Annotated in this window: 19 protein-coding genes; 13 read left to right on the top strand and 6 right to left on the bottom strand. The window is 62.1% G+C overall.

Annotation, left to right across the window (positions count from 1 at the left end):
• The first annotated feature begins 24 nt into the window (after positions 1-24).
• Positions 25-720 (top strand): response regulator, encoded by a 696-nt coding sequence (locus ACFY5D_RS15390; RefSeq protein WP_387531587.1) that lies wholly within the window; start codon positions 25-27, stop codon positions 718-720.
• Between the two features lie 68 nt (positions 721-788).
• Here the strand turns inward: ACFY5D_RS15390 and ACFY5D_RS15385 are convergent, their stop codons facing one another.
• Together ACFY5D_RS15385 and ACFY5D_RS15380 are read right to left on the bottom strand one after the other, a co-directional pair.
• Entirely contained in the window at positions 789-1,145 is a 357-nt protein-coding gene (locus ACFY5D_RS15385; RefSeq protein WP_210001305.1) for a VOC family protein, read from the bottom strand.
• A 636-nt stretch (positions 1,146-1,781) separates the two neighbouring features.
• Positions 1,782-3,125 carry an NYN domain-containing protein gene (locus tag ACFY5D_RS15380; protein ID WP_387531582.1) on the bottom strand — a complete coding sequence of 448 codons (1,344 nt, stop codon included), beginning with the start codon at positions 3,123-3,125 and terminating at the stop codon, positions 1,782-1,784.
• 634 nt (positions 3,126-3,759) lie between these two features.
• On the opposite strand from ACFY5D_RS15380, the gene ACFY5D_RS15375 reads away from it, so the two are divergent.
• The 8 genes from ACFY5D_RS15375 (at position 3,760) to ACFY5D_RS15340 (ending at position 10,910) form a co-directional block, all read left to right on the top strand.
• A complete protein-coding gene (locus ACFY5D_RS15375) occupies positions 3,760-3,975 on the top strand; it encodes a Flp family type IVb pilin (protein ID WP_387531580.1) in 216 nt (71 codons plus the stop codon).
• Between the two features lie 102 nt (positions 3,976-4,077).
• Complete coding sequence (locus tag ACFY5D_RS15370; RefSeq protein ID WP_387531577.1) at positions 4,078-4,458, top strand: TadE/TadG family type IV pilus assembly protein; 381 nt, start codon at positions 4,078-4,080, stop codon at positions 4,456-4,458.
• Positions 4,446-5,507 (top strand): pilus assembly protein TadG-related protein, encoded by a 1,062-nt coding sequence (locus ACFY5D_RS15365; RefSeq protein WP_387531574.1) that lies wholly within the window; start codon positions 4,446-4,448, stop codon positions 5,505-5,507. Before ACFY5D_RS15370 ends, ACFY5D_RS15365 begins: the two co-directional genes overlap by 13 nt.
• A 68-nt stretch (positions 5,508-5,575) precedes the next feature.
• On the top strand, positions 5,576-6,319 hold the full coding sequence (gene cpaB, locus ACFY5D_RS15360; protein WP_387531571.1) for a Flp pilus assembly protein CpaB: 744 nt from the start codon (positions 5,576-5,578) through the stop codon (positions 6,317-6,319).
• Complete coding sequence (locus ACFY5D_RS15355) at positions 6,316-7,512, top strand: CpaE family protein (RefSeq protein ID WP_387531568.1); 1,197 nt, start codon at positions 6,316-6,318, stop codon at positions 7,510-7,512. The genes cpaB and ACFY5D_RS15355 overlap by 4 nt, the downstream gene beginning before the upstream one ends.
• A 200-nt stretch (positions 7,513-7,712) precedes the next feature.
• A complete protein-coding gene (locus ACFY5D_RS15350; protein ID WP_387532081.1) occupies positions 7,713-9,059 on the top strand; it encodes a CpaF family protein in 1,347 nt (448 codons plus the stop codon).
• A gap of 2 nt (positions 9,060-9,061) precedes the next feature.
• A complete protein-coding gene (locus ACFY5D_RS15345; protein ID WP_387531565.1) occupies positions 9,062-10,009 on the top strand; it encodes a type II secretion system F family protein in 948 nt (315 codons plus the stop codon).
• Positions 10,010-10,022: 13 nt separating this feature from the next.
• On the top strand, positions 10,023-10,910 hold the full coding sequence (locus ACFY5D_RS15340) for a type II secretion system F family protein (protein ID WP_387532079.1): 888 nt from the start codon (positions 10,023-10,025) through the stop codon (positions 10,908-10,910).
• Positions 10,911-10,938: 28 nt separating this feature from the next.
• On the opposite strand, the gene ACFY5D_RS15335 is transcribed toward ACFY5D_RS15340, so the two are convergent.
• Positions 10,939-11,856, bottom strand: coding sequence for a LysR substrate-binding domain-containing protein (locus ACFY5D_RS15335; RefSeq protein ID WP_387531562.1), 918 nt, complete (start codon positions 11,854-11,856; stop codon positions 10,939-10,941).
• A gap of 115 nt (positions 11,857-11,971) precedes the next feature.
• Here ACFY5D_RS15335 and ACFY5D_RS15330 point away from each other — a divergent pair, with 115 nt between their 5' ends.
• The 3 genes from ACFY5D_RS15330 to ACFY5D_RS15320 are packed head-to-tail and all read left to right on the top strand — an operon-like array spanning position 11,972 to position 14,902.
• Positions 11,972-13,258: a cytochrome P450 gene (locus ACFY5D_RS15330; protein ID WP_387531560.1), complete on the top strand. Its 1,287-nt coding sequence runs from the start codon at positions 11,972-11,974 to the stop codon at positions 13,256-13,258.
• Positions 13,259-13,314: 56 nt separating this feature from the next.
• On the top strand, positions 13,315-13,638 hold the full coding sequence (locus ACFY5D_RS15325) for a 2Fe-2S iron-sulfur cluster-binding protein (protein ID WP_387531558.1): 324 nt from the start codon (positions 13,315-13,317) through the stop codon (positions 13,636-13,638).
• Between the two features lie 4 nt (positions 13,639-13,642).
• Complete coding sequence (locus tag ACFY5D_RS15320) at positions 13,643-14,902, top strand: NAD(P)/FAD-dependent oxidoreductase (protein WP_387531555.1); 1,260 nt, start codon at positions 13,643-13,645, stop codon at positions 14,900-14,902.
• A gap of 11 nt (positions 14,903-14,913) precedes the next feature.
• Here ACFY5D_RS15320 and ACFY5D_RS15315 read toward each other — a convergent pair whose 3' ends face one another.
• A complete protein-coding gene (locus ACFY5D_RS15315) occupies positions 14,914-15,831 on the bottom strand; it encodes a LysR family transcriptional regulator (RefSeq protein WP_387531552.1) in 918 nt (305 codons plus the stop codon).
• A gap of 176 nt (positions 15,832-16,007) precedes the next feature.
• Between ACFY5D_RS15315 and ACFY5D_RS15310 the strand changes: the two genes are divergently transcribed.
• On the top strand, positions 16,008-17,408 hold the full coding sequence (locus tag ACFY5D_RS15310) for an MFS transporter (protein WP_387531549.1): 1,401 nt from the start codon (positions 16,008-16,010) through the stop codon (positions 17,406-17,408).
• A gap of 138 nt (positions 17,409-17,546) precedes the next feature.
• Here ACFY5D_RS15310 and ACFY5D_RS15305 read toward each other — a convergent pair whose 3' ends face one another.
• Together ACFY5D_RS15305 and ACFY5D_RS15300 are read right to left on the bottom strand one after the other, a co-directional pair.
• Positions 17,547-18,623, bottom strand: coding sequence for an ABC transporter ATP-binding protein (locus ACFY5D_RS15305; RefSeq protein WP_387532076.1), 1,077 nt, complete (start codon positions 18,621-18,623; stop codon positions 17,547-17,549).
• 38 nt (positions 18,624-18,661) lie between these two features.
• Positions 18,662-20,209, bottom strand: a complete 1,548-nt coding sequence (locus tag ACFY5D_RS15300) for an ABC transporter permease (RefSeq protein ID WP_387532073.1) — start codon at positions 20,207-20,209, stop codon at positions 18,662-18,664.
• Positions 20,210-20,252 lie beyond the last annotated feature (43 nt).

Below are 20,252 nucleotides of genomic sequence, written 5' to 3'. Positions count from 1 at the left end.
GACAGCAACAAGGAGCGCAACCCCATGGCAGATGGACCGCAGGAGGCTTATGCGCCGGCAAGGGCCAGAGTATTGCTGGTTGACGACCACGCGGCCATCAGGCTGGGCATGCGGATGGTCGTCGAATCCGCCCCCGGTTTCGAGGTCGTGGGCGAGGCCGAAAACGGAGCTGTTGCCGTCGCCATGGCCTCCGCGTTGCGTCCCGACATCGTGCTGATGGATCTGCGCATGCCGATACTCGACGGGGTTGCCGCAACCAGGCAAATCACCGAGCGCCGGTTGTCAAAGGTGCTGGTGCTGACAACCTTCGACCACGACGAGTACCTTTTCGGCGCGCTCGAGGCAGGTGCCCAGGGGTTCCTTCTCAAGACAGCTGCACCTCAAGGCATCATTGCCGCATTGGAGGCGGTGATGAACGGAGACCATGTGATTTCCCCGGAGGTCACGGCAAAGCTGGTGCGCACGGCGCTGGAATCACGCACCGCCGAGCCAATGCCTCCCGCAGGCATCGACCCCCGGAAGGTATTGACCGATCGAGAGCTGGAGGTGTTGCGCGAGTTGGGTGCGGGGCTGAGTAACCACGGCATCGGCCGGAGTCTGGGGATCAGCGAAACGACCGTGAAGACCCATGTCTCGCGGGTAATCGGCAAGCTGGAAGTCACCTCGAGGTTGCAGGCGGCGTTGGTTGCCCAAGCAACATTCGCCGCCCGCGACAGCTAGGGCGCGGCCTGCCACCCGCGTTTGGGTCGTGGGCGCCGTACAACACGTTGGTGCCCGACCCGGAACGCTTACCAGCTGACGAGGCAGAATGGGTGGCGCTGCGGATCCAGGTAGACCCTGTATGTCTTGGATCCGGCCGCCATCGATGTTGCCCCCAATGCCAGGACCTCAGTTTCGGCCAGATCCAGGTCCTTGACCTTCACGTCGATGTGGGCCTGTTGCGGGTGCAGGTGGCCCGGCCATTCTGGGGCCACGTACGGGTCAACACGCTGGAAGGCAATGGCCGGGCGATCCGGCGCATCGCCGATACTCACCCAGTCGTCGTCGTTTGTCACCCGAACCATGCCCAGCAGCTGCTCGTAAAAGCTGGCCAGCGCATCGGGATTTTCGCAATCTATGACCAGTGCTTGCCAAGAGCCAATCATTTTGCACCTTATCGCTTCCTAGGTCCGGTAACGGGTAGCGTCACCACCACACCATTATGCTCCGGCTCGCATACCACTACTAGTGCGCGGTACGTGGAAAGAATGGCGACCCATCTGAGGTCATTGCAAACGTGTTTTCCGCCTTCTGACCTGCACCGGACGAATCTATTTTCAGGAGACTCAGAGGAGGGTCGCCGCTGCCGCCCGATCCAAGCTTCTCCAGTTGCCAGCTTTGGCCGGCTTGCCAGGACCCGGTAGCGGTACTGGTCGATAGCCCCGCGTTTGCATTTGGGACTACCCAAGGATGCGAACAGGCACAAATAAGGAATGCATCTTCATCACAAACGCATCGGCATACATGCCCCGGGCCGGCCATTCGTGGAGTGCTTCGCGACAGGGTGCTGCATTCAGACCGAGGTCTGGGATTGAACCAACGGTTGAGAGCTTCGGTGCAGGTTTCCAAAGGTGCTGGGTTCGACGGGATCGGCCGTACTCGGAATCTGCCCCCGAATGTTGGACTGCAATGGTTGATGGTCATCGGCGGTCACCGACAGCAATGGACGGAAGCCAACACCTCGTCAAGAGGAGGTTCCCGCGAAAGTTCGAACACGCTGTCTTCGCCGCCACGAAACCGCTTCAGGCGAAAACAGGTTCCAAGGTGTGTGCATGTTTCTCATGCACTACTGCCACGCGGTACGGGTCATGGCGAACAACCCGGTAGTCCGTGGTCGCCAACGCATGTTCCAGGACCTGCTGGAGCCTAGGAAAACCCGCATTCGCTGCGGTAAACCCGTTGATGGCGGTTTTCAATTGAACCCCAAGCAGATTGAGTTGCAACCCATCAGCTCCCTTTGCTTGAACATCCTTGCCCAGCTCCCCCACAGTGAATTGCCTGCGGACCGCATCCAGAAGAAATTCGGGAGATGGCCGCTGAATTGGAGCAACATTTTTCGTAGCGAGTAGCACCGCATTCTTGGACTTTGCTTGTTTGGCGACAACTGCAGGTCTTGCAACGGCGAGGGTCGGGATAGAGCAAAGCCCGCAGTGCTTTTTCAGGAATGCGCCCAATGTCTTTGAGCCGCATTTCTTGTAACTCAGCTGCGGCTGTTCCTTGATGAGGATCTGTCCCAGGGCGCCGGTATTCACCCTGTTGGCGATAACAAGCTCCGGATGTTGCTTGATAATCCCGCGGATTGAATCGCGCAATTCGGCAACGCCCACAGCTGTCTTTGGCTGCACAATTAGCTGAGTTTTCTTTGTCTTGGGAGCGAGTTCGACAGTGGCAGCTACATTGCTATTTGCCTTGGGCACAGGCACATGTTGTGTCTGCGGTGCCACTGAAACTTCGGTAATCGCGATCTGGTGGTATTCGTCGGCGACGGATTTGAGCAAGGCGTTGACGATTCCCGAGTTCGGGGTGTTGGTGGATGCGACGATCACGTATTTGTTGAGGGCATGAAGCCGCCGAATGAGCGGGACAAACCCGCCATCACCACTGACAATTACAAACACCTCAACCCATGGAGCTTCGTGGGCAACCGACAAAACACCAACGCACAATTCGATGTCTGCTGCGTTCTTGATGTTGTTGTCAAACGAGAATACTTGGACCGGCTCAATGCCGTGCTCAAGAATCTCCCGCTGGAAATCCGCCATGCTGGGCCGGCCCCAATGCGCATAGGCACGCACTAGTGCGGTTTTCGAATCGGGTCCAGTTTGTCTCACGATGCGCCCGACCTCTGTGACAACTTCGCCCAACTTCAGCTGGCTCTTTCCGCCAGAACAGGTTCCGACAAGGTTTTCCATGTCAAGGAACACCGCGACATTGCGTCGCAGTGGTGTGGCATCCCCCATGCCATTGACTCCTTCTTCACGCTTGACACATGTCAGAACCAATTTCCCAAAGTCCCGCACGTGCGATTTGACGTTCGCTTCATCCTTGCAGAGAATCGCCGAAAAATCCCTCATCTGGATGAACACATTCTCTTGTTCACTCAGGCTTCCTCATAGGCGTTACTTCGAGTACTGACCATGTTCGGGGGCTAGATTCGTGGAATGACAGGAGTCTTCCACGGGCCAAGCTGAGGGAATACCAATTGCAGGCCGGCCCCCTACGAGTGGAAATGCGGTAGACAACTTAGCTGGCGATGGTAATGGATTGGCGCGGCTGCAAGAGGCTCCGCCGTTGAAGGCCAGGAGTTCCGATGCAGGTAACGAAGCGAAACCGCGTTTTCGACACCCAAGAACGAGATGTTCCATTACCGAAGTCTTGGCCTGATGGCCCAAGAGCCCTCGGTCTGGGCCGTAAGGTTTCCAACGGCACTCATCCATCGACGCTTGCAATCAGGCAATAGTGGGGTCTTTTCAATCCGAAAAAAGTGGTCGAAAAAATAAACTCAATCCAACTCTTTACACGCTCGATCTTCCCTCCTAGACTCCAAATCAGATGCCAGCGGTTGGGGAACCGCGGGGGAAGCTGCTAAACGCAGAAGGCATCGAATGGGGTCAAGATTCTGGGGGCCACTTCATTCCTTCATAATTTCTCGTCAAGATAATTTCGCTGGGGGGCGACATTTGTTGCACCTTCTTGATTCGTAGAAAATGGAGTAAGAAAATGAACACCTTGTTCGCAAACATCTACCTTGCACTTCAGACCGTCGGCAGCAAGCTGCGCCGCGAGGAGCAGGGAGCAACCGCCGTTGAGTACGGCATCATGGTGGCTGGCATCGCCGTGGTCGTCATCGTGGCCGTGTTCACGTTGGGCACGTCAATCAATGGAATGTTCGGCGACATCAATGCGTGTATCGCAGCAAATGGAGTCGCTTGCTAGCTGCGACCCGAATCATGTGCTGCTCGATGTGCATTCGCGACAATTTCGCCCGCACATCGAGCAGCACTTTCATTCAGACAAAACCTCTGGGGGGGTGAAGTCATGTCGAAAGAAAGCCAAAGAGGATCCGCAGCGGTTGAATTCGCTATCATCCTGCCACTGCTAATTACATTACTTCTGGGGATAATTGAATTCGGATACCTTTTCAATCAGCAGATATCACTAACCCAGGCTGCTCGTGAAGGTGCCCGCGAGTATGCGATACACCACGGCGAGACGGGCTTCAGCCTTACTGCTGCGGTAGAGAATGCGGCACCAGCGTTGGGGCCCGTGACGACTACCGCCTTGCCAGCGGCAAGTTGCCCAGCCGGCACCACAGCCATAATCACCGTAACGCGGTCATATTCTTCGCTCACCGGCTGGTTCGACTTCCTCAGCACCACAAACCTGCAAGGCAAAGGGGCCATGCGATGTGGCGGGTGATCAAGATTTCCAGGCAACCTCTGCGATCCAATGAGCAGGGAGCATCTAGCATCATCGTCGCCATCATGATGGTGGTTCTACTTGGGTTTGCTGCCATTTCCATTGACGTCGGAAAGCTCTATTGGGAAAAGGCGCAACTTCAAAATGGCGCTGACGCCGGAGCACTAGCACTAGCGTCGATTTGCGCGAAAAGCGAATCCGATCCCGCTTGCAATTCCGGCTCCACACTTCCAGGTGTGCTGGCCAACGATAACTCCAACGACAAGACCTCATTGATTTCGTCGTTTCTTCTGGACACTGCTAACAACAAAGTTACCGTTGCGACCAGTGCGGCCGAAGCCGGGGCTGCGCCAAACGCAGTATCGACTTGGTTTGCCGGTATCCTGAACCCGGCATTTTCAAACGTGGGAGTCGGAGCCACGGCAACGGCAATATGGGGCCCGCCAAAGTCACTCACAGCCAAATTTCCACTGGCCTTTTCCAGCTGCGAAGTCGACTCGTCGCCTACATTCGATGGTTCTCTGCAGTTTCTCATGAGCCACGGCATCAACGACAAAAAGGGGAGTGATGCATGCCACAGCACCTCGTCGGGCCACGAAATTCCCGGCGGATTCGGCTGGCTGGTGGAAGACCCGTCCGGGAGCTGCTCGGCAAAGACAAGCATCGGCACGTGGGAGCCTGCAGACAGCGGAAACAATTTTCCAAAGGGCTGCCCTGGTCAAGTGACTGCTTGGCAGAAAGCTCTGGAAGCCGGCAAACAAGTCATTGTTCTGCTGCCCGTTTTCGACGATAAACGGAAGGTCACGGGCGATGGTGAATACCACATCTACGCATACGCTGCCATCGATGTTCGGGGTTGGACTTTCAACGGCCACACGAATGACTACCTGCCAGCAGAAGCCAAGAAGGTCATGAAGGACGGCGGCTACAAACCCTCCGACCTCGGAATCGTGGGCAAGTTCATCCGCTATGTATTCGACGACGAAGATGCTGAATTCGGCGGTGACGGCGTCGATTATGGGAGCCACATCTACAAACTCTCCGAGTAAGTCAGAACTCAACACCGCGATGGATATCCCGTCGTAAACCAATCACAAATAATGTCTGGGGGCATTTCATGAAAACACGGCTGCTGGGGGGCATTGCCGCACTTGTGCTGGCGATTGTCGGTGCCGTACTTCTATACACGTATGTCAGTGCGGCCGACGCGCGAGCGCAAGCTTCGTTGAATCCGGTTCAGGTACTCGTAGCAACTGAGAACGTACCCGCCGGGACACCAGTCAAGGAATTGGGGAAGTCCTTGACCACCAAACAGCTACCGGCCGCAGCCGTGGCCAGCGACGCTGTCGCTTCTCTCAAGGACCTGGATGGCAAGGTGTTGTCACAAGACATGCTTGTTGGCGAACAACTTTTGTCCGCCAAATTGGTCACCACCGATTCACTACTTACCCCCGGAACCATTGCCGTTCCGAAGGGCATGCAAGAAGTGACTGTCTTGCTCGAACCGGCACGCGTCGTGGGATCCATGCTGAGGGCCGGAGACACCGTCGGCGTTTTCGGCAATTACACGGTCAAGGACAAGAACAACAAGGACGCCGAAGAGGAAAAAGTTACAAAGCTTCTCTACGACAAGGTGTTAGTCACGGCCATCCAGGTGGCCCCTCAGGAACAGACCTCGTCAAGCAAGGACGTGGCGGCATTGCCGTCTGGTTCGGCCTACGTGACATTCGGCGTTGATTCATCGCAGGCAGCAAACATCATTCACAGCCAAGAATTCGGAAGCATTTGGCTGACTAAGCAGGGCGAGGACACACCCGCCGGCAGCAAGACTCCAATCACCATTAACGAGGTACTCAAATGAGCCGCTTTCTGGTACTTACCGATCTTCCGGACTTTGAAAAGGTCGCCCAGCTGGCGATTCACGGCTCGCTGCCAGGCAATCTGCAGCGCATACCAGCAGCCGCGGCCCAGCTAACTCCCGAGGAGCTGCTCACGCGGAGCCTTGGTGAGCCAACCGACGTGTTGTTGCTTGGACCCGATGTCAATAGAAGCACCGCCTTGGACCTGGCCACGGCCATGGATCTGTTGCACCCGGATATTTCCGTGGTGTTGACCGCGCCGGCAGACTCCGAACTGGTAATGGCCGCAATGCGTGCGGGCATCCGTGACATTGCCGATCCGGGTTCCGAACCGGGGCAACTGCGCGTTCTCCTGGAACGAAACTGCCTGACGACCGACAGCCGTCGCCGTCAATCCAGTGACGGCAGGTCGGACCGCCAACGCGGACGCGTCATCGCCGTCATGTCGCCCAAGGGTGGCGTGGGAAAAACCACCGTCGCTACTAACTTGGCCGTAGGATTGTCCAAGTTTGCGCCCATGGGCGTGGTGATCCTGGATCTCGATCTGCAATTCGGGGATGTGGCCAGCGCCCTAAACCTCGAGCCAGAGCACACGATCACCGATGCGGTCTTTGGTGCGGCGGCGCAGGATTCCATGGTCCTCAAGGCGTACCTCAGCGTAGGAGCGTCCGGTGTCTATGCCCTGTGCGGACCAAAGAACCCGGCGGATGCCGACCTCATCACCGCGGAGCAGGTAGCCATCCTCGTAAGCCAACTGGCGGCCGAGTTCCAGTACGTCGTGCTGGATACGGCCCCTGGACTCGGTGAGCACCTACTTGCAGCCCTTGAAATGGCGACCGACGCGGTATGGGTCTGTGGCATGGATGTGCCCAGCATTCGGGGTATGAACAACGGGCTTGCCGTCCTGCACGAGTTGCAACTGGTTCCCGAAGTACGTCACGTGGTGTTGAACTTCGCAGACAAGCGCAATGGCTTGACCGTTCAGGACATCGAGCTCTCGATCGGATTGCCCGTTGATGCCGTCATCCCTGTTTCTCGCTCGGTATCGCTGAGCACCAACAAGGGTGTTCCGCTGCTGTCCGAGAAAACCAGGGGGGCTGCATGGCGCAACCTGGACAAATTCGCGCGACGCTTCGATCCGGCGTCGAAGGACGCCTTGCGTAAGAACATGCACCGTCGGGAGGTACTCCAGTGAACCTCTCCGACCGGCTCAACGCCGTGCGAAACGAAGTCAACCAGCCGGCAGGCCCGGTGCTCCCGGCACAGGAGGAATCCGTCCCGAACAACGACCTTCCAACGGCAGAACGCTCGTGGGACGACTCCGATTCCTTCGCTGACCCGGTGGCCGAACCCGAGCGAACCGATATGCTCAAGCCGAACAGCATGTCGGCTCGGATGAGTGGCTCAACCACCGCGCAGACTCAGCAACGCAACAACGTTGACGGCTTGTCCGCCCTGAAATCGCGCGCGGGGGAAGAACTTTTCAAGCGCCTTGGCTCACGCATCACGGATCCGTCCATGACCGAAGAGTCACTTCGCAAGATGGCCCGCGAGGAACTCAGCCAGGTCATCGACGCGGAAAATGTTCCGCTCTCCCCCGAAGAACGCCGTCGCTTGATTCGGGACATCGGCGACGAAGTCCTGGGCATGGGACCTCTGCAACGACTGTTGGATGACCCGGAAGTCACTGAAATCATGGTGAATCACTTCCAGCAGATCTACGTTGAACGAAAAGGTCAACTGGAATTGGTGGATGCCAGATTCAGTTCCGAAGACCAATTGCGCCGGGTCATTGAGCGCATCGTTTCCCGGGTCGGGCGTCGAATCGACGAGTCCTCGCCGCTCGTTGATGCACGATTGGAGGACGGCAGCCGTGTCAATGCCATCATTCCGCCACTTGCAGTCAACGGGCCCAGCCTGACCATTCGAAAGTTCGGGCAGGTCCCGTTGACGGTCCGCAATCTCATTGATCTGGGAACCCTCAGCACGGATATGGCGCACTTGCTCGATGCATGCGTCAAGGCCCGGCTGAACATCATTGTTTCCGGGGGCACCGGCACCGGAAAGACCACGCTGCTCAATGTGCTCTCCGGGTTCATTCCCGACAACGAACGCATTGTCACCATCGAGGATGCCGTGGAACTCCAACTCCAGCAGGACCATGTGGTTCGTCTGGAAAGCCGTCCCGCGAACATCGAGGGGAAGGGAGCCGTTGCGATTCGTGAACTCGTAAGGAACTCGCTGCGTATGCGCCCCGACCGCATCGTTGTTGGCGAGGTTCGTGGCGGCGAGGCGTTGGACATGCTCCAGGCCATGAATACGGGCCATGACGGTTCGGTGTCCACCGTCCACGCCAATTCGCCACGGGACGCCATAGCGCGTTTGGAAACGCTGGTGCTCATGGCTGGAATGGAGCTGCCGCTTCGCGCAATTCGCGAGCAGGTGAGCTCAGCCGTTGACCTGATCGTGCAGCTCACACGTTTGCGTGATGGCACCCGACGCGTTACGCACATCACCGAGGTCCAGGGCATGGAAGGAGATGTCGTCACGCTCCAGGACGCATTTGTCTTCGACTACAGCGCCGGCGTCGATGCCCACGGCAGGTTCCTCGGCAAGCCCATCCCCACCGGGGTTCGTCCGCGGTTCATAGAACATTTCCACAACGTTGGGATTTCTGTTCCCGCGGGTATTTTCGGGTCCATGCTTACCGGCGGAGCCGACGCAGGCAAGGGGAGGAGGTAGAGATGCAGCCGCTATTGGCCGTTGTAGGAATCATCAGCGCGCTGGGCGCAATATTGCTGGTTCTGTTGGTCGTATTCCGACCGGCAAGCGCAGACATATCGTTGGAGCGCCGGCGCCAAGGCAACATGATCGACGCCCAACATACTATTCTCACGCGGTTCAGCGGCGCAGCAGTGGGCGCCGTGGAGCGAGGTGTTGGGCATCAGGGAGGACGCCTCTTCAACCGGGCCGTACTTCAAGGGGCAGGTCTGAAGATGGCACCGGCCGAGTTCTTGGTTCTGTTGTTCTCTGCTGCCGTCGTGGCCGGATTACTTGGTTTCGTGGCTCTGGGCCCGTTGGGGGCCATCCTGCTCGCCCTTTTGGTGCCGGTCGTAGGGTGGGTGGTTTTGCGTTTACGCACATCCAGGCGTCGCAGTTCCTTCGATGCGCAATTACCTGACTTGCTGATGACGCTATCGGGGAGCCTGCGTGCGGGGCACTCTGTCATGCGAGCCTTCGATTCTGCGATTCAGGAATTCGAAGCACCGATGTCCGAGGAACTCAGCCGGATCGTGAACGAGGCCCGTGTGGGACGAGACCCGGAATCGACGATGATGGAAATCGCACAACGCATGGACTCGGAGGACTTTTCCTGGATTGCCGAAGCTATCCTGATCAACCGCGAGGTTGGCGGTGACTTGGCCCAGGTTCTGGACCAAGTCGGGGAGACAATTCGCGAGAGGGCACAGATCAAGGGCCAGGTGAGTGCATTGGCCGCCGAAGGCAAGATCTCCGCTTACATTTTGGTTGCCTTGCCCATTGGCGTGGCGTTGATGCTCGCCTTGGTCAATCCCACATACATCGGCAAGCTTTTCACGCATCCTATCGGTATTTTCATGCTCATACTCTCCGCAGTAATGCTCTGCATCGGGTCATTTTGGATGAGCCGCACGGTTCAAATCAAGTTCTAGGAGGGTGGACAACATGGGGATCGAAACAATCGGTTGGACGGCCATAGCGCTGGTGGTGTTTCCGCTGGCGTTCCTTACCTGGAGCTTTGTCTCGGTAGACCGGAACCAGCTGGTGCTCATCAAGCAAAACCTGAATAGGACACAGTTGGCCCCTGGCGAAGAAGCACCGCGGCAATCCGAGTTCACGGCTTTGGCCCGCCACCTGGTCTCAGGTACTTATGCGGCAAAACTAGATCGCCTGCTGGCGATGGCGGGTCGGCCCTCCACGTGGCCGCTGGATCGTGTGATCGTTGCCAAGCCAATCGCGGCGTTACTACTGGGTGGTCTCGGATTCTTCCTATTCCTGGTGAACCCGGTACCGGCGTTGTTCTTCTTGGCAACCGGGCTGCTGGTTCTCGGGTTCTTCCTTCCGGATCTGTTGGTCTACAACACCGGGATCAAGCGTCAGGAGACCATCCAGCTCGAACTTCCAAATATCCTGGACCAGTTGCTGATTTCCGTAGAGGCCGGTCTGGGCTTCGAGGCAGCAATGGCCCGGGTGGCTTCAACCAGTCCTGGTCCCATGGCGCAGGAGATGAGCAGGACGCTGCAAGAGATGCAGCTGGGCCGTTCCCGGGCCGACGCCTATGCGGCTTTGGCCGAGCGTTCCTCGGTGGCAGACCTGAAGTCCTTCGTCCGCGCGGTGATCCAAGCGGACCGCTATGGAATCGGCATCGTCAGGGTGTTGAAGGTCCAGGCATCGCAAATGCGCGTCAAGCGCCGCCAGCGGGCCGAAGAGAAGGCCATGAAGCTGCCGGTGAAAGTGCTCTTTCCTCTCCTGACGTTCATCTTCCCCGTTTTGTTCATCATCATTCTGGGTCCTGCCGTCATCAATATCTTGCAAAGCGGACTCCTCAAATAGGTGACAGCTCTTGCTGCTGATCGTCCGGCTACCCGCGGTTGCGGGCAGCCGGACGATGCATTTCAAGGGCAAGTTCCAACATGGCCTCGGCGCTGTGCGAGAAGCGGACGCGATCGTTCCAGACCATGGAGATGGGTACGTTCCGCGTAGCGGGATGGATGTGCCGCACCGCGAGGGGCTTGCCCTCGTAGGAGACGTCCGCGACCGGGCGCTGCACCAGGATCGCGTAGCCCATCCCCCGGGCCACCATCGAACGAGTCACCTCGAAGTCGGTGGTCCGGAAGCGGATCCAGGGACTCAAGCCCGCCGCCGAGAACATCATCTCGGTGTTTTCACGGCTGGGATTGACGTCCAGCAGAATCATCGGCTCGTTCACGAGTTCGGCGAGCGCCACCTTGGCCTTTTCCGCCAGTGGGTGATCCGCGGGCAGCACCACAGCGGGCACCGCATCGATCAGCCGCTTGCGTGTGAGCCCGGGCGGAACGGTCAGCTCATAGGCGATGGCCAGGTCCAGCTCTCCGGAAAGCAGCATCTCGTGGATTTCCTGCTGCGTCCCGGCATAGAAGTCCAGCTCCACCGAGGGGTAACGGAGCGCGTACTCGGCCATGAGCTCGGTCAAGAGCGTTGGCGCCAAGGACGAATAGCAGCCGATGGCCACCTTGCCCCGCAGGATCGTTCCCGCGTCGGCGGCCATCTCCTGCAGATCGTCCGCCGCATGCAACAGCCCGCGGGCTTTGGCCATCACATAGTCCCCCGACGGGGTCAGGCTCACCCCGTGGGCCTTGCGCCGGATCGTCAGCTGGGAGTTGAAGACCCTCTCCAGTTCGTTGATCGCGCCGGTGACGGCCGAGGGCGAAAGCAGCAACGCCTCCGCCGCCGCGGCGATCGAGCCGTGTTCGGCGACGGCCACAAAACACTCAAGCTGCCGCAACGTGTACCTGGGCATCAATAACCTCGCTAAAACCGTGGATACAGCACTGGAATTCGTACTTTACCCATTGTTATGCCGCGGGTCACACTGGGTGTCAAGCAGCCGTCACTTTCCAGGAGATCGAAACCAGATGAGCCACTCAGCCGTTCCCGCCGCCACCTGCCCGTTCACCGGGGCAACCACTCCCCCTGAAACCGCCGAAGCCGTAAACGAATCCGCCGTGACGACAGTGGAGGCCGATGCAGGCATCGAGGCACCGGTCGCGGACTGGGTGACCATCCCGGATCTCCACGCCGACCCGTTCCCGATCTACCAGCGGATGCGCGAGGAATCCCCCGTGCACTGGGTCCCGGCGGTCAACCGCTACATGGTCACCTCCTACGCGGCCTGCCACGAGATCGAGCAGGACGAGGCCCGCTTCTCCGCCAACGAACACAACTCGCTGATGAAGCGCGCGATGGGCCATTCCATGTTGCGCAAGGACAACCCGGAACACCAGGTCGACCGCGACTCCTACGGCGCCACGCTGCGCCCGGGCACCATCAAGAAGCACTGGAACGCGATCTTCGAGGCCAACAACGAGAAGTACCTCGCCGAGCTGATCGCCAAGGGACCCGGCGCAGACTTCGTCTGGGACTACGCCGCCCCCTACACCGGGGAGAACCTCCGGCAGATCATGGGCTTCCACAACGCCACCCAGCAGGACATGCAGCGCTGGAGCCAGACGCTGATCGACGGTACCGGCAACTACGCCGACGACCCGGAAATCTGGGCCAAGGCGAAGGTTTCCTCCGCCGAGGTCGACGCCGCCATCGACGAGATGCTGCCCTATCTGGCCAAGAACCCCGACGAGTCGCTGCTCTCCGGTTTGGCCTCGATGCCGATCCCGCTGGAGGCGATCCGCGCCAACCTCAAGATGACAATCGGCGGCGGGCTGAATGAGCCGCGCGACGTGCTGGCCACCACCGTGTGGGCGCTGCTGAACAACCCCGAGCAGCTGGCCGCGGTGAAGGCCGACCCGAAGCTGCACGCCGTCGCCTTCGAGGAGTCCGTCCGCTGGGTCGCCCCGATCGGCATGTACCCCCGCGAGACCACCACCGACCTGGTCCTCGGCGGAGTCAGGCTGCCCCAGGGCGCCCGCCTGGGCGTGGTGCTCGGTGCCGCCAACCGCGACCCGGAGGTCTTCGAGGACCCGGAAACCTTCAACATCTTCCGCCCCAAGAAGCCGCACCTGGGCTTCGGCGGCGGCGTGCACTTCTGCGCCGGAACCTGGATCGCCCGGGCGCAGGTCGCCCAGATCGCCATGCCCGCCGTGTTCGAGAAGCTGCCGAACCTGCGCCTCGACCCGTCCGCGGAGACCGTCGACGCCGGCTGGGTCTTCCGCGGCATGACCAAGATGCCGGTGCTCTGGGGCTGAACGGCTCCCGCTCCAGCTCCCCCGATTTCACGTACATTTTCCCGAAGGATTTTTCCATGCCCACCATCACCTTTACCCAGCCGACCGGCGAAGCCACCGAAGTCACCGTCGAGGAGGGCACCTCGCTGATGCGCGCCGCCGTCACCAACGGCATCGAGGGCATCGTCGGCGAATGCGGCGGCCAGGCCATGTGCGCCACCTGCCACGTGTTCGTCCGCCCCGAGTTCGCCGGCCAGCTGCCGGACGTCAGCGACGACGAGGACGAGATGCTCGACTGCACCACCGCCGAGCGCACCGACGCCTCGCGACTGGGCTGCCAGATCAAGATGTCGGCCGAGCTCGGACGCATCGTGGTCGATGTCCCCTCGGACCAGGTCTAAGACCATGGGGAACACTTCCAACGAGTCGGTCCTCGTCATCGGTGCCGGACAGGCCGGCATCCAGGTCGCCGACTCGCTGCGCGCCGAGGGGTTCACCGGGAACGTCACGATCCTCAACGACGAGGCCCACTCCCCCTACCAGCGCCCGCCGCTGTCCAAGGACTACCTCGGGCCCGGATCGTCCGCCGAACCGCTGCCGTTGCGCGGGCCCGGATTCTTCGCGGACAAGGACATCGCGCTGCTGGCCGCATCGGCGGTTTCGATCGACACGGAGGCACGCTCCGTGACGCTCTCCGGCGGCGTGTCCCTGGACTACACCCACCTGGTGCTCGCCACGGGCGCCGCCAACCGGCAGCTCCCCTGTCCGGGCGCCGACCTCGAGGGCGTGCATGCGCTGCGCACGCTCACCGACGCCCGTCGGCTGCAGGATTCGCTGTCCGCCGCCCGGAAGGTGGTGGTGGTCGGCGCCGGCTTCATCGGCTTGGAGTTCGCCGCCGGGGCCCGGGCCCGCGGGCTGGAGGTCACGGTGCTTGAGTTCGCCCCGCGCCCCATGGGACGCGCGCTTTCGGTCACGGCCTCGGACTGGTTCACCCAGCGGCACATCCAGGACGGGATCGACCTGCGCCTGAACGAGGGGGTGGCGGCAATCCACCGCGACGCTGCCGGCCTGTCGGTGGAATCCACCGACGGCACGCGCTACCCCGCCGACCTGGTGCTCTACGGCGTGGGAGTGGACCCGCGCACCGAACTTGCACGGAAGGCCGGCCTGGAGGTGGAGAACGGGATCGTGGTCGATTCCGCGCTGCGGACCTCGGTCCCCGGGGTGTGGGCGGTCGGCGACTGCGCGTCCTTCCCCCGCCGGGATTCGGGTGCGCGCATGCGCCTGGAATCGGTGCAGAACGCCACGGACCAGGGGCGCCATGCGGCCCGCAGCATCCTGGGCGACGAAGCGGCCTATGCCCGGACCCCGTGGTTCTGGAGCACCCAGGGCTCCATCAGGCTGCAGATCGCCGGCATTTCGGAGCCCGGCGACGAACCGGTGCTGCTCGGGGATCCCGCCGCCGGGAAGTTCTCCATCGCGCTGCTGCGCGACGGGGTGCTTGCCGCCGTGGAGTCAGTGAACTCTCCCGCGGACCACATCGCCGCGCGCAAGCTCGTGGGCCGCGGACTGGCGGTGACCCCGGAGGAAATCGCCGCACCGGGATTCAGCTTCAAGGCCCTGGCCAAGTCGTTGCCGGTGGTCCCGGAGCCGGTGCCCGCGTAGCCGGACAGTGCTCAGTCCCGGTTCCAGGCCCCACGCATGACATCGATCGCGTGTTCAAGGAAGGCCTCGGCGCGGGGGCTGAGCGTGGAAGCCTGCGGCCAGATCGCCACGACGGCGCTGGGGCTGTTCGGGGGTTCAAGCTTCCGAATCGCCACGGGCAATCCCTCCAGCGTCATCGACGGATTGTTCGGCCTGGCCATGAGCAGTCCGTAGCCCAGCCCGCGGCCCACCATGGCGTTGACCAGCACCACCTGGGGCAGGGAATAGGCGAGCTTGGGGTGCAACCCGGCGTCCGCAAAGAGCCGACTGGTGTTTTCGGTGCTCGGGCTGGAGTCGTAGTTGACCAGCGGTTCGTTTTCCAGGTCGCGGATCGACAGGGATTTCCGCGCGGCCAGCGGGTGGTCCGGGTGAAGCACGACTTCCAGGCGGGTGTCATAGATGTGCCGTTTCGCCAGCCCCGTGGGCAGCAGGAGGTCGTAGACGATGGCCAGGTCGAGTTCCCCGTTTTCCAGGGCCGGCAGCAGGTCGTCATGGGTGCCCACACGCACCGACACATCGATTTCCGGGTGAAGCGCCGGGAATCCTTCAAGAACGGAGGGCACGACATGGCTGGCAAATGACGCGAAGCACCCGATGGCCACGGGTCCGCGCAGGCTCCCCTCCGTCCGCGGAAACGAGTTTCCCAGCTCGACGGCATCGGCCACGATGCGCCGGGCCTTGTCTGCGAAGTACTGGCCCGCCGGCGTCATGCGGATGCCGTGGGACTTTCGGCGTACGCACAGCTGCTCCCCGGCGATCCTCTCCACGGCGGTGATGGCCTGCGACAGCGCGGATTCGGAAATACGGAGTTCGGTTGCCGCCGAGCCGAGGGTCGGGTGGTGCGGCAGTTCCGCCATCAGCTCCAGCTGGCGCAGCGAAAAACGAAGCATTCTTAAGTCCAATCAAACAAGTTGTACACCTAATTGAAGTTTACTCAATCTATGTGGGCTGGGACACTGATAGGTGACGCGTCACACTCTTACGGATCGTGCTCCCAGGATCCGGCATTGTGCGGAGCCGCGTTCTCCCGCCATGAACAGCCCGCTCAACGAGGAGCACCATCCCCATGAGTTCCACACACGCCCAAACCCCGGCCCAGCGCGCCAACTCGCGCCGCGTAGCCTTTGCCACCATCATCGGCACCACCATCGAGTGGTACGACTTCTTCATCTACGCCACGGCCGCAGGCCTGATCTTCGCCGAGCTCTTCTTCAAGCCGGCCGGCGCCCAGATCGGCCTGCTGCTCTCCTTCGCCTCGGTCGGCATCTCGTTCCTCTTCCGCCCGCTCGGCGCCTTCCTGGCCGGGCACTACGGCGACAAGATCGGCCGCCGCGCCATGCTGGTGATCACCCTGATCATGATGGGTGCCGCAACCACCCTCATCGGCGTGCTGCCGACGTTCGAGACCGCGGGCGTCGCGGCCCCGATCATGCTGCTGTGCCTGCGCATCCTGCAGGGCATTTCCGCGGGCGGCGAATGGGGCGGCGCCGTGTTGATGGCCGTCGAGCACGCACCGAAGGACCGCCGCGGCCGCGCCGGCGCGTTCCCGCAGCTGGGTGTCCCGCTGGGCATGCTGCTGGCCTCGGGCGTCACCGCGCTGATGACCGGCGTCATCTCCCCCGGCGAGCAGTTCCTGGCGTGGGGCTGGCGCGTGCCGTTCCTGCTGAGCATCGTGCTGATCGCCGTCGGCTTCCTGGTCCGCCGCGCCGTTGACGAATCCCCGATCTTCGAGGAGATCGCGGCCAAGAAGCAGCAGACCAAGGTTCCGGTCGTCGAGCTCTTCCGCAAGCACTGGCTGCTTGTCATCCTGGCCGCGCTGGTCTTCGCGGGCAACAACGCGGCCGGCTACATGACCACCGGCGGCTTCTTGCAGTCCTACACCACCAACCCGAACGGCCCGATCGGCTTCGAGCGCACCCCGGTCCTCGTGGCGGTCGCCTTCGCCGCGGCCATGTGGTTCTGCACGACGCTGCTCTCGGGCTACCTCGCTGACAAGATCGGGCGCAAGCGCACGTACCAGATCGGCTTCATTTGCCAGGCGCTGGCCGTCTTCCCGGTCTTCATGCTGGTGAACACCGCCTCGCTGCCGATGCTGTACCTGGCCTTCGCGATCTTCGCCGTCGGTCTGGGCCTCGGCTACGGCCCGCAGGCCGCGCTGTACTCGGAGCTGTTCCCGGCCTCGGTCCGCTTCTCCGGCGTCTCGATCTCCTACGCGCTGGGCGCCATCCTGGGCGGCGCATTCGCGCCGATGATCGCCACCGCGCTGGTCCAGGCAACCGGCGGCACCAACGCCGTGGCCCTGTACCTGCTGGCCATGACGCTGGTGTCGCTGACCGCGGTGTCGCTGCTGCGCGACCGCAGCGGAATCGACCTGTCGATCAACAACCAGGCCGAGCAGGAGGTCGGTGCGACCATCTTCGACAAGCGCACCGCTCCGCCCGTCGAGTCCGCATCGGCTGCACGCTAAGGGCGATTCGGGCCGCCTAGCCATGCATTAAACGGCCAGGGCGTGGTGGGTGTGTTCCTTTCCGGGGAACACACCCACCACGCCCTTCGTTTTGCCCAAACTTCCCGCACCCCGGGGACGGGGTGAATCGGGCCCGTGTCAGTCGGCTTCGGTCGGGAAGGCGACGCCCTCGCCGATGACCCGCAGGTTCAGCTCCATGCCGGGGCGCGCCATCGCGGCGTTCCAGTGCCGGATGGTGATGACCTCGCCGCCGCCGACGAGCCCCTGCACCGGGGAAAGCTTGATGCGGACCGTGGTTTCGGGGCCGAAGAACACGGTGTCCACCACGGTGCCCCTGATGGGGCCGTCCGCGGTGATGCGGATCTGCTCGGGGCGCAGCATCAGACGAACTTTCCCCTGGGTGGTGGCGTGGCGGACCGGGATCCAGCCCAGCGAGCACGTGGCCAGCGACCCCTGCAGCTGGGCGTCGAGGATCACCGCGTCGCCCAGGAATTCCGCGGTGTCGCGGTCGGCGGGCCTGGTGTACACGGAGAACGGGCTGCCCGTCTGCGCCAGCGTCCCGCCGCGCATGACGGCGACCTGGTCGGCGAAGGAGAGCGCCTCGCCCTGGTCGTGGGTCACCAGGATGGTGGTGACGGCGGCCTCGTGCAGCACGTCGGCCACGGCCTTGCGGGTCGCCACCCGCAGCCCCGCGTCCAGGGCGGAGAACGGCTCGTCGAGCAGCATCAGCTTCGGCTTGCGGGCCAGCGCACGGGCGAGCGCCACGCGTTGCTGCTGGCCGCCGGAGATTTCGTGCGGGCGGCGTGCACCCATGGCGGCCTCGAGCGAGACCATGTCCAGCAACTCGGCGACACGCTTGGCGGTGGCGGCCCTGCCGCGGACGCCCGACTCGCGGTCCAGGCCGAAGGCGATGTTCTGGGCCACGCTCAGGTGCGGGAAAAGCGCCCCGTCCTGCGCCACGTACCCGATCTCCCGCTTGTGGGCCGGAACCCAGGCGTCCCCGGCCACCGTGTGCCCGTTGAGTTCGATGGACCCGGTGTCCGGGTTTTCGAATCCGGCGATCAAGCGCAGCAGCGTTGTCTTCCCGGAGCCCGACGGCCCCACGATCGCGGTGGTTCCGCCCTCGGCGATGGCGAGGTTGACCCCCTTGAGCACCGGCTTGTTCCCGAAGCTCTTGACGAGGTTGGTGGTGCGCAGGAATGTCACTGCCGGCATCAGCCCGGAGATCTTGTGCGGTTTTGGCAATGCGTGGGTCATTGTCCGGCAGCTTTCTTCGATTGCTGGAACAGCAGGTAGGTCATGGGTGCGGAGATCAGGATCATGAGCAGCGCATAGGGGGCGGCACCCGAATAGTCGATTTCGCTGCTCTTGGCCCAGAACGCCGTGGCCAGGGTGCGGGTTCCGTTCGGTGCCAGCAGCAAGGTGGCAGTCAGCTCGTTCACGATCGCCAGGAAAACCAGCGCGGCGCCGCCCGCGGCAGCCGGTGCGGTGAGCCGCAGCGTGACCCGGAAGAACGCCACTGCCGGCGAGCGGCCCAGCGAACGGGCCGCCTCCTCGAGCTCGCGCGGCGCCTGCGCCAAGCCGGAGCGCAGGTTGACCAGGGCCCGGGGCAGGAACAGCAAGACGTAGGCCGCCAGCAGGACATAGGCGCTTTGGTAAATGCCGGGCACCAGCCTGATGCTCACGGTGACGAAGGCCAGACCGACCACGATGCCGGGCATCGAGCTTGTCACGTAGTTCGAAAGCTCAAGCAGCTTGCTGAACCAGCTGGGATGGCGCACGGCGAGGAACGCCATGGGGAAGGCCACCACGCAGGTCAGCAGTGCACCGGCCAGGCCGTAACCCATGGTCTGGGCCAGGGCCGGGAAGAACCTCTCCGGGTCCCAGATCTCGGCGCCCCCGGCGATCAGCCAGCGGACCACCGAGTACAGCGGGACTCCCAACGAGAGCACAAAGAGCCCCAGGAGTGCCAGCTGGGCCGGCAGTTCGTAGCGACCCAAGCGGAGCCGGAAGGCCAGCCCCTGGGCCCCGAAGCCGACCCGTGCGTAACGGGCGTTGCCGCGCACCTTGGCCTCGGCCAACAGCAGCAGCATGCACAGCAAAACCAGCACACTGGCGAGCATGTTTCCGGCGGCGCCGTTGAACGTGGACTGGAACTGGACCATGATCGCGGTGGTGAACGTGTCGAAACGGATCATGGCAAAGGCCCCGTACTCGGAGAGCAAATGCAGTGCGACCAGCAACGAGCCGCCGGCCATGGCGATGCGCAGCTGTGGCAGCACCACCCGGAAGAACACCGCCCAGGGCCCCAGGCCCAGCGATGCGGCCGATTGCTCGATGGCCGGATCGAGCCTTCCCAGCGTCGCCGCCACCGGGATGTAGACCAGCGGGAAGTAGGAAAGCGTTGCGATGAGCGCTCCCGCGCCCAGCCCGGCCAGCGATGGGATCGTTGAGGCCCAGGCATAGCTGTTCACGAACGCGGGGATGGCCAGCGGGGCGGCCAAGGCCAGCGCCCACCACCGGTAGCCGCGCAGGTTGGTGCGTTCCACCAGCCAGGCGCCGCCCACGCCGAGGACCAGGCACAGCGGAACGGTGACCAACACCAGCAGGATGGTGTTGAGCAGCAGTTCGCCCACACGCGGCCGGATGATCAGTTCGACCACGGTGTCCCACCCTGTGGAAGCCGTCATGTAGATGACGTAGCCCAGCGGGATGAGCGAAAACAGGGCGATAAGTATCGCCAACAGGGAAAGGCTGGAAACGCCCAATGGCGGGCGGGGGCTTTTGCCCCCACCCGCCATGCTCGATTCCCGTTTGTTGCCGGGAACCGTTTGAGTCTTACTC

The organism is Paeniglutamicibacter sp. NPDC012692, assembly GCF_042901625.1.
Classification (GTDB): domain Bacteria; phylum Actinomycetota; class Actinomycetes; order Actinomycetales; family Micrococcaceae; genus Paeniglutamicibacter.
Note: the sequence above shows the minus strand (reverse complement) of the source record. Positions and strands in the feature narration are given on the sequence as shown.